The 8,207-nt window shown below is 39.1% G+C and carries 13 protein-coding genes and 7 tRNA genes; 8 read left to right on the forward strand and 12 right to left on the reverse strand.

The window, feature by feature from the left end; translation table 11 throughout:
• Positions 1-142: 142 nt before the first annotated feature.
• Genes ARB69_RS24975 through ARB69_RS24980 form a run of 3 tightly spaced genes read right to left on the reverse strand, consistent with a single transcriptional unit; the run spans position 143 to position 932 of the window.
• Positions 143-535 carry a hypothetical protein gene (locus tag ARB69_RS24975; RefSeq protein WP_083487205.1) on the reverse strand — a complete coding sequence of 131 codons (393 nt, stop codon included), beginning with the start codon at positions 533-535 and terminating at the stop codon, positions 143-145.
• Between the two features lie 24 nt (positions 536-559).
• Positions 560-685: a hypothetical protein gene (locus ARB69_RS27955; protein WP_278314375.1), complete on the reverse strand. Its 126-nt coding sequence runs from the start codon at positions 683-685 to the stop codon at positions 560-562.
• Positions 678-932, reverse strand: a complete 255-nt coding sequence (locus ARB69_RS24980; protein ID WP_153922154.1) for a hypothetical protein — start codon at positions 930-932, stop codon at positions 678-680. Before ARB69_RS24980 ends, ARB69_RS27955 begins: the two co-directional genes overlap by 8 nt.
• Positions 933-1,041: 109 nt before the next feature.
• On the opposite strand from ARB69_RS24980, the gene ARB69_RS24985 reads away from it, so the two are divergent.
• On the forward strand, positions 1,042-1,671 hold the full coding sequence (locus ARB69_RS24985) for a hypothetical protein (protein ID WP_055155346.1): 630 nt from the start codon (positions 1,042-1,044) through the stop codon (positions 1,669-1,671).
• Positions 1,672-2,023: 352 nt separating this feature from the next.
• On the opposite strand, the gene ARB69_RS24990 is transcribed toward ARB69_RS24985, so the two are convergent.
• Together ARB69_RS24990 and ARB69_RS24995 are read right to left on the reverse strand one after the other, a co-directional pair.
• Positions 2,024-2,320, reverse strand: coding sequence for a hypothetical protein (locus tag ARB69_RS24990; RefSeq protein ID WP_055155347.1), 297 nt, complete (start codon positions 2,318-2,320; stop codon positions 2,024-2,026).
• 50 nt (positions 2,321-2,370) lie between these two features.
• A complete protein-coding gene (locus ARB69_RS24995) occupies positions 2,371-2,577 on the reverse strand; it encodes a hypothetical protein (RefSeq protein ID WP_055155348.1) in 207 nt (68 codons plus the stop codon).
• A gap of 170 nt (positions 2,578-2,747) precedes the next feature.
• Here ARB69_RS24995 and ARB69_RS25000 point away from each other — a divergent pair, with 170 nt between their 5' ends.
• From ARB69_RS25000 to ARB69_RS25030, 7 genes are all read left to right on the forward strand, one after another.
• Positions 2,748-3,203, forward strand: a complete 456-nt coding sequence (locus tag ARB69_RS25000; RefSeq protein ID WP_055155349.1) for a helix-turn-helix domain-containing protein — start codon at positions 2,748-2,750, stop codon at positions 3,201-3,203.
• 54 nt (positions 3,204-3,257) lie between these two features.
• Positions 3,258-3,722 (forward strand): hypothetical protein, encoded by a 465-nt coding sequence (locus ARB69_RS25005; protein WP_055155350.1) that lies wholly within the window; start codon positions 3,258-3,260, stop codon positions 3,720-3,722.
• Positions 3,723-3,782: 60 nt separating this feature from the next.
• Positions 3,783-4,613, forward strand: coding sequence for a hypothetical protein (locus ARB69_RS25010; RefSeq protein ID WP_055155351.1), 831 nt, complete (start codon positions 3,783-3,785; stop codon positions 4,611-4,613).
• Positions 4,614-4,746: 133 nt separating this feature from the next.
• The gene (locus ARB69_RS25015; protein ID WP_025654052.1) at positions 4,747-5,001 is read left to right on the forward strand and encodes a hypothetical protein; all 255 of its coding nucleotides are present in this window, start codon (positions 4,747-4,749) and stop codon (positions 4,999-5,001) included.
• Positions 4,998-5,468 (forward strand): type II toxin-antitoxin system HicB family antitoxin, encoded by a 471-nt coding sequence (locus ARB69_RS25020; protein ID WP_055155353.1) that lies wholly within the window; start codon positions 4,998-5,000, stop codon positions 5,466-5,468. Before ARB69_RS25015 ends, ARB69_RS25020 begins: the two co-directional genes overlap by 4 nt.
• A 1-nt stretch (position 5,469) precedes the next feature.
• Positions 5,470-5,850 carry a hypothetical protein gene (locus tag ARB69_RS25025; RefSeq protein WP_055155354.1) on the forward strand — a complete coding sequence of 127 codons (381 nt, stop codon included), beginning with the start codon at positions 5,470-5,472 and terminating at the stop codon, positions 5,848-5,850.
• A gap of 158 nt (positions 5,851-6,008) precedes the next feature.
• Entirely contained in the window at positions 6,009-7,121 is a 1,113-nt protein-coding gene (locus ARB69_RS25030; RefSeq protein WP_055155355.1) for a tyrosine-type recombinase/integrase, read from the forward strand.
• A 152-nt stretch (positions 7,122-7,273) separates the two neighbouring features.
• On the opposite strand, the gene ARB69_RS25035 is transcribed toward ARB69_RS25030, so the two are convergent.
• The 7 genes from ARB69_RS25035 to ARB69_RS25065 all read right to left on the reverse strand — a co-directional run bounded on the left by ARB69_RS25035 (position 7,274) and on the right by ARB69_RS25065 (position 8,069).
• Positions 7,274-7,346, reverse strand: a tRNA-Lys gene (locus tag ARB69_RS25035).
• 33 nt (positions 7,347-7,379) lie between these two features.
• Positions 7,380-7,452 (reverse strand) — tRNA-Phe (locus ARB69_RS25040).
• Between the two features lie 21 nt (positions 7,453-7,473).
• Positions 7,474-7,547: transfer RNA gene (locus ARB69_RS25045), tRNA-Met, on the reverse strand.
• A gap of 32 nt (positions 7,548-7,579) precedes the next feature.
• Positions 7,580-7,652 (reverse strand) — tRNA-Thr (locus ARB69_RS25050).
• A 125-nt stretch (positions 7,653-7,777) separates the two neighbouring features.
• A tRNA-Tyr gene (locus ARB69_RS25055) sits at positions 7,778-7,859 on the reverse strand.
• Between the two features lie 12 nt (positions 7,860-7,871).
• Positions 7,872-7,944 (reverse strand) — tRNA-Val (locus tag ARB69_RS25060).
• 51 nt (positions 7,945-7,995) lie between these two features.
• Positions 7,996-8,069: transfer RNA gene (locus tag ARB69_RS25065), tRNA-Asp, on the reverse strand.
• Between the last annotated feature and the right edge of the window lie 138 nt (positions 8,070-8,207).

Consider the following 8,207-nt stretch of genomic DNA (forward strand, 5'->3'; position numbering starts at 1 on the left):
TGCTGAGTTCAGGTTATCGCGGTTGCCTTTAACCAGGTCCCTCGCCTCATCCAGTGTAATGTCCGTAAGGCTGTACTCACCTGCTGTTGTCAGGATGCTTGTGTTTAACAGTGCTAATTTCATATTGTTCTCCTTTTCTTAATTAGTCGATTGTGTCAATTTCTACTGGAATCCACATGTTAGGGTTAAAATTCAAAGTATATTTATATTTTTCAACATCTTTACTTGTAATGTCTTCAACCACATAGGTAACATTGTCACTTAGTCCGATGAAGTGTTTCTTATAGTTTCCGTTTTCATCTTCAACAATAACTTCTAATTGGTTATCGTCTGTATCTGCAGTTATTGACATTTTTCCTGTCATCTGAAATAGGACATCTCCTTGTAAGCAATTGATTACTGTTACCTGTCGAATATCATTAAAGTTATCAGCTTCCTTTGACAAATTACTTGATACCCGGTCTGCTTCTGTACATCCAGTCAATAACACCCCTGCCATCATCGTTAATACAATTGTTTTTGGTATTGTTTTCACTTGTTTTTCCTTTCTTTTTCTGGTTTACACGGTTGCTATCCCGATCAGGAACAATACTGCCAGTGCTACTCCTACATAGCACCAGTCCCATAGCGACATCGGGCGGTCTCGCTGCCGTTTCCGCATTCCCTGCACCTCCTCTCTATCCAACAAGGCTTCTCCTTGGCTGACGGGCCTTGGCCTGCATGTTCTTTTCCTTCTCTAAATGCTTCTCAAACAATTCCGTGTCAAATAGTATGTGACCTCTTACGTTCGACACAGAATTTTTTCGCCATGCGAATCTCTGGCCCGGCAACCGAAAATATCTCTCCAAGTCCCGCCGGCTGAATCCCATCTGCATCAATTCCGGAATCGTCATTATTTGCTTTGGAAACGTCATGTTATCACCTTCTTTCATTTTCCGTTTTTCCAAACCGGACACATCATGCGTCCCCATTTCCTAATAATTGAATTTTCCTTCATGCTATGGTAGAATTTTTTTATAAAACCTTTGGAGGTAATTTCCCATGATGGAAACCATTATTACTATTGCTACTGTTACAGCAACTCTTTTATCTGCAATATCAGTCATCTTTTTGGCACGGGATAAATACATTCAAAATAAAGCTGAAAAAATGAAACTCATTATCACTCCAAAGAAAAGAATGGGGAATGATATAGATGAAATTTTTTATTTGTTTCTTTCCTTTTCAAATGAATCTTCGCTACCTATATCAATTCTGGATTTAAAGCTATATGAATCTAGGCACTATGAATCATCGATCACTGCATCTGGCTACGAAAGTGGAACTTTAACCATAGACCCCATAAACGTGATTGAGACCAATCGCGGCGACCAAACAGTAAGAACTGATTATCACACATTATCTACCACCACCCCTTTTGTCCTAGAACCATACAGTGCATTCGCCGGTTACCTCGCTTTTCATGAACCTGGACAAGACTCTTTTATACTCTGTTCCAAAGAAGTGGATCTTATTATAACTACATCGCGTAAGTCGTATAAGGTCAAAATGGATTTAAATAGCGTTAATTTTTATGATTATTCTTACCGCGATGATGGGCTTGTATTTGGTCACGCTGTTACCGAAAACTTTAAGCAAGATACCTCTGTACCAAAATCAGCTCCGATTTAGTCAGCTTTCTCATATTTAATTTTTATGCCGCAGTATGGGCATGTCCACATCCGTGGTTTTATGAAAGAATATTCTTCTATCACGGCTGTGCTGCACCGTGGGCATGTCGCTTGCGCGTATTTTGGCCCGGACAATTTCTCTAATACACCGATTCCACAATAAAAAATTATCGAAATAAAGCTACTGATTGCTGATAATATCACAACCAGTAATAGTATAATTGCAATAACATCTCTCACCTCTACCCCACCCCCTTCTCTTTGTCTGGTAATGCTTTCCGTAACTTTCCGTAATAGATGAGTCCGTTTTATGGGACACATCTTGTGTTACACTGTACTTTATTGAGTAATACTCAATGACATCGATTAAACTCCATGTACCAAATATCAAAAAAGCACTTGAATAATTTAAAGCATTCCTCTGCATCTGAATAAGTCAGTATAAGATTCTTTACATTCGGCTTTCTTCCTTTGATCTGTGCATACAATTCTCTTGCACACGAATCACATGAGGTTTGGGCTGACCAGTAATTCAGTTTATTTTGTAATGCAATCTGTTTGTAATATTCATCACAGAGTTTGCGATAAATTGTGCTGGCAGGAAATGACATGGCTTCCTGCTCATCGTCTAAGTCAATAATAATTTTCATGAGTCCTCCTTTTGCGATCCAAAAATAGTAGCGTTATTGCGACTTTTGTTTTAAAAAAAAATTTCCATTGCCTCATCTTTTGTAAGAGGAATTCCACTTACCATAGAATGTATTTCCCCTATGGTAAAATCATCCCCGCCTTTTTTCATTTTCCTGTAAAATGTTGTTCTGTCCATACCGCATAACTTAGCCACATTTTCTTGAGTAGTGTTCTTTTCTACTATTTTGCCCTTTAATTTTTGCGTATTTACTACCAATTATATACCTCCTTTCATATATTAAGTCAAAGTAGCATTATTGCGACTCCATGCTTATATATTATCACTAACACAAACTCAAGTCAATACAGGAATTGCATTTTTGCCACTGTTTTTTGTTGCAATTTCGCAACAATTATGATATGATATGCACATCGGAGGTGGAAAATATGAAGACAACAGGAGAACGCATCAGAGAAAGAAGAAAAGAAATAAACATGACAGCAGATAGATTGGCGGATATATTAGAAGTATCTCGATCAACAGTATTCAGATACGAAAACGGAGAGATTGAGAAGGTTCCTGCTCCGATCATGATGAAAATTGCCAGTGCATTGAATACCACCGCGGCTTATTTAATGGGATGGGAGGAAGAAAAAGTTGCCCCTTCCAATCTTATCCTCCATAATGTGTATTGCGAGACAGAGGACGAGTCCGAACTAATTCTTTCCTATAGAGAGCTTTCAGATATTGGGAAAAAGAAAGTATCTTCATATACAGACAAGCTGTTGGAAATCGAAACCGCTGATTTAGAAGTCGTAGCCGCCCATGAACGTACAGATATAGAAGTTACGGATGAAATGCGGCAATATGATGATGATATCATGGACGATGACAATTTTTAAAGTCCCATTTATAGGACAACCTTTGTGTTATATTCAGTTTGGGAGGTGTTGACTATGAATACTTATGAGGTACTCTTAGATGAAGCCTATAATAAAGGACTTACTGTAAAGGAAAAGCCTTTGCAATCTAGCAATGGTCGTATCCGTGGAAGAAAAATTGCTATTAGAGAAGACATAGCAACAAACAAGGAAAAGGCTTGTGTGCTTGCCGAAGAAATAGGGCACTTTCACACCGGCGTTGGTCATATCATTAATCAAGCTGATATCGGAAATTGCAAGGAGGAACGCAAGGGGAGGCTGTGGGCCTATAATGATCGCATTGGATTAAATGGTCTAATTTCCGCATATAACTACGGTTGCAAAAGCTTATATGAAATAGCAGATTACTTAGAAGTGACTGAGGATTTCCTAGAAGAATGCATTGACTGTTATCGTGATAAGTACGGCGTTGCTACTACCATAGATAACTATTGCATTATATTTATCCCTCATTTAATGGTGGGGAAAATTGTAAATTGATGTTGCTCCATATGGATTAACATATTGTGGTGTTAAAGGTATAAGAAGAGGGAGGAACTTATGAGGAAGCAAATTGTGACTGTTTTAATTTTAGCAATATTATCAATTTTTCTTATTTCATGTGGAAAATCAAAAACCGAGTACGATATAGAAGAATTCGGAGCTATTTATGAAAAAACAGAAGAAATGTTCGAAAAAGAGTCTGAATACTTAACAAAAGACGAGTTGAACGGGGATAAGGGAAATGAGTTGTATAAAAAGTGTTCCCAAAAAACAGGACTTCCATTTAATAAAGAGATTACCATTCGTGGTAAAAAGGAAGCCGCCCCTATATCTGGATTCTACGTTAAGTCCTCAGATGGGAAATATTCTGTATATTGTCATGTCGATTCTAACGAGATAAACAAAAGTTTGTTTGTTGACAATGGAGAAAGCATTGTAGTAAAGGGAGTTTTTGCAAAAAAAGATGTGGGATATTGCTTTATATCAGACCCAGTCATTATATCCCCAGAAAATATCAATACAGATTATAAGAGTAATGTATCAGACACCCTAGATAACATAGATGATATTGTATGCTCTGTAGTTATAGGAGAAATAGTTGACGTACAATCACTTGATGAATTTAACGACTTGATGGATATAATGGTTGGAACCGTAACATACGAATCCTCCGACGTATATTATGAAAATGTTATAACTGTATCTGATGGAAATGATGAAAACGGGTTGATTTCTTTTACGTGCAACGATGATAATTTGAAAATCGGAGACAAAATCTCCATATCCGGCTATGTGAATAGCCTAGCAGAATTGTTACTTGCAGATGGAACAACAGAAACATGGTGGGGATTTATTGATAATGTATCAAATGTGTACGTGTTTGAATAATGTGGGTAAATAAAAAACGCCCCTGCGCCAACAGGAACGGCTTAAGAAAATGTGGTATTTTTTTGATATATTAAATAGCAACAAATTGACCTTTGATATCATATGTGATATCATGTGCATAAAAGGAATTATTATGAGTACAATAGAAAAAAGAATCAAAAAATTCTATAGAAAGCCAATACCGAATGATATTACATTTGACGATGTCGAAACTCTAGCATATTATTACGGATGCATAATAAAGACCGGAGGAAAGCATGGAATAAAAGTGGCTCACGTACCTTCTGGTACAGTGATTCCAATTCCAAGACATGGGAAGAATGTCGAAGAGGCATATATCAAGCAATTGAAAGATTTGTTTGATTCAATCAAGGAGGAACAACCATGAAATATGAAGCCAATATTTATCAAATGATTGTAGAATCGCACACCTTCTGGGTGGCAGAGAGCAAGGTACTTAAAGGATGTGTCGGGCAAGGAGAAACCTCCGCAGAAGCAATAACTGAGTTAGAAGCAAACGAGGATGAGTGGATTGAAACTGCAAAGGAAGTCGGAATTCCTGTTCCGCAAGTTACCGTAAAGGAATTACCAAAGCATAACGGAAAGTTTGCTCTACGTCTTTCACCAAATATTTACTCGGATTCCGCTGAAATATCAAAGGATCTCGGAATAAGTTTAAACCAACATTTTTGCAATGCTATAATCGCTTATAACTCAGACTGCAAAAAATATTTATACAAACAAATTCCAGATGTAGCCGATGAAAAGATTATAAGTTTTCATGCTAAGACTTCTAAACGAATTTCACATGAAGTAGTAGAGATGAGTGGAATTGAAGAATTGGAGGAGATGTAAAATGGGAATGCATTTACAGGAATATCGTGTTACTGGATTAACCCTTATTAATGAGGCAGATACATCGGACAACAATCAAATAAAACTGACTTACCAATATAAAATTTTTGATAACACTGCATCTAATTGCAAAATAGAGGCCGCTGTAATACTTGCTTTTTCAGAAGAAGAAAAACAAGACGACAAATCCTTCTTTGTAAAAATAGTAATGACAGGAGTATTTTCACACGAAGATCTAGACGAAGATACGCTTCGAAAACATGGAGCCAAAGAGCTACTTCCGCTTTTAAGGTCACATATTGCAACAGCAATGGCATCTATAGGTATGGACTCAGTGATTATCCCTATTACCCGGATCTCGGAATTTAATGGATCATGGTAAAAACCGCCCGGTGCTACCAACACCGAACGGCTTAAATAGATGCTATACAGGCTGCAGAGACCCGTATAATCAACCTGACATGTAGATTATACCACAAACTCTATGCACCTGTATAGGTGTATTTTTTATGCTTATTTTTAAGAGAGGATGTGGATATTATGGCAAAGGCAAAATACAAGCGCGGGAAGGACGGGTACTTCCGTACAAAAGTCTGGGATGGAACATATAACCCGGATGGCAGCAAGCATCGTCAGGGGTTAAAGAGCGATAAAAGTAGCAGAGATCTCGAAAGGAAAAAAGAGCAGTTTTGTGCTGAAGTAGCCGCCAGAAATGTAGTAAAGAAAACAGATGCTACATTTGTGGATTACGCCAGGGAATGGAAAAGAGTGTACAAGGCCCAGAAGAGTGATAACACTAAAGCAATGTACGAAAACATAATAGAAAAGCATCTTATTGTCCTGGGAGATCTCCGGCTGCAGGACACTGATCGGATACACTATCAGATTGCCATGAACAATGCAAAAGGAAAGAAACGGACTCAGGAACAGATAGAAATGACATTTAAACAGGTTCTAAAATCAGCCGTGTCGGATCATCTATTCCCACTAAATGTAAAGGAAGAAATCTTCCAGAGCATTGAGTCGGTCAAGTATACTGCGCAAAAGAAACGTCCGCTTACAGCAAACGAAAATAAAGCCGTTTTTAAAGCCGATTTTAAGGATCAGGACAGAATCTTTGTCTATATTATTTGGGGCTGTGGATTGAGGCGTGAAGAGGCCCTGGCGCTTACTCTGTTTGATGTCAACATCAAAAAAAGAAGGCTGACAATTAATAAGGCCCATGCATTTGTAAAAGGAAAGCCTATTCTAAAAGATCCAAAATCGGAAAATGGATATCGTACTATTCCAATTCCGCAGAGCATATTCCCGGCAGTCGTAAGTTATATTGAGCAATGCCGGGCAAATGGACAGACTTATCTATTTGTTATGCGTGACGGTCTCCCCGTCACAAAGAGTAGCTATGATAAAATGTGGGCCAGAGTACGGGCGGCTATGGAAAAGGCTTCTGGAGAGTCCGCCAAAGATCTTACGGCGCATATATTCCGACACAACTATTGCTCCAATCTGTGCTATCAGATTCCGACCATATCAATCAAAAAGATCGCGCAGCTCATGGGTGACACAGAGAAGATGGTATTGGATGTATATAATCACATGATCCTAGAGAAAGAAGACGCAGAAAAGGCGATAGACGCAGCTTTCAATTTCTAAATTTCTTGGACATTTTTTGGACATTATGGTCTCAGGGGACACTTTTTGGACATTATTTCTGGGTATTTTGGGGTATGTTAGAGTATGTTAAAATAGAATACAAAAATGCCACAAACCCTTGTAAATACTGGATTTGCGGCATTTCTTTTCAATGAGCGTGCGGGGATTCGAACCCCGGACAACTTGATTAAAAGTCAAGTGCTCTACCACCTGAGCTACACGCCCCTATTAAGTTGTCTTTCTTTTTGGCAAAGAAAATGCCCAGAGCCGGAATCGAACCAGCGACACGAGGATTTTCAGTCCTCTGCTCTACCAACTGAGCTATCTGGGCATTAGACTTAAAAAGTCTGAGTTGCGGGGGCAGGATTTGAACCTACGACCTTCGGGTTATGAGCCCGACGAGCTTCCAGACTGCTCCACCCCGCGCTATTAAATTTTTCTTATCTCTAATGAGATAAAGCCGATGATCGGACTCGAACCGATAACCTGCTGATTACAAATCAGCTGCTCTGCCAATTGAGCCACATCGGCATAATTACATCCTCTCAGAGCAACTGATTTGTAATCAGAACTCTGCCTGCGATTGACATAGTCAATCTTAATGAATTGAGCCACATCAGCACTCACCTTACGGCTTATGAGAATTACTTCTCAAGTGGATGGAGAAGGATTCGAACCTTCGAAGGCGTCGCCAACAGATTTACAGTCTGCCCCCTTTGGCCACTCGGGAATCCATCCATTCTTGTTAAGTGGGACCTATAGGGCTCGAACCTATGACCCTCTGCTTGTAAGGCAGATGCTCTCCCAGCTGAGCTAAGATCCCACAAAATTAATGCTATTTACCAAATTAAAAGCCTATACGGTAAATAAGCAACGACCCAGAAGAGACTCGAACTCTCGACCTCCGCCGTGACAGGGCGGCGCTCTAACCAACTGAGCCACTGGGCCATATGAAGATATGTATCTTCAAAACTGCATACAAAGAATTAAATCCATCCATTTCCTATCACCTTGCTTGGTTATGCCCTCGACCTATTAGTAACAGTCAGCTCCATATGTTGCCATACTTCCACCTCTGTCCTATCT

This window comes from Faecalicatena contorta (assembly GCF_001404335.1).
GTDB lineage: Bacteria > Bacillota > Clostridia > Lachnospirales > Lachnospiraceae > Faecalicatena > Faecalicatena contortus_B.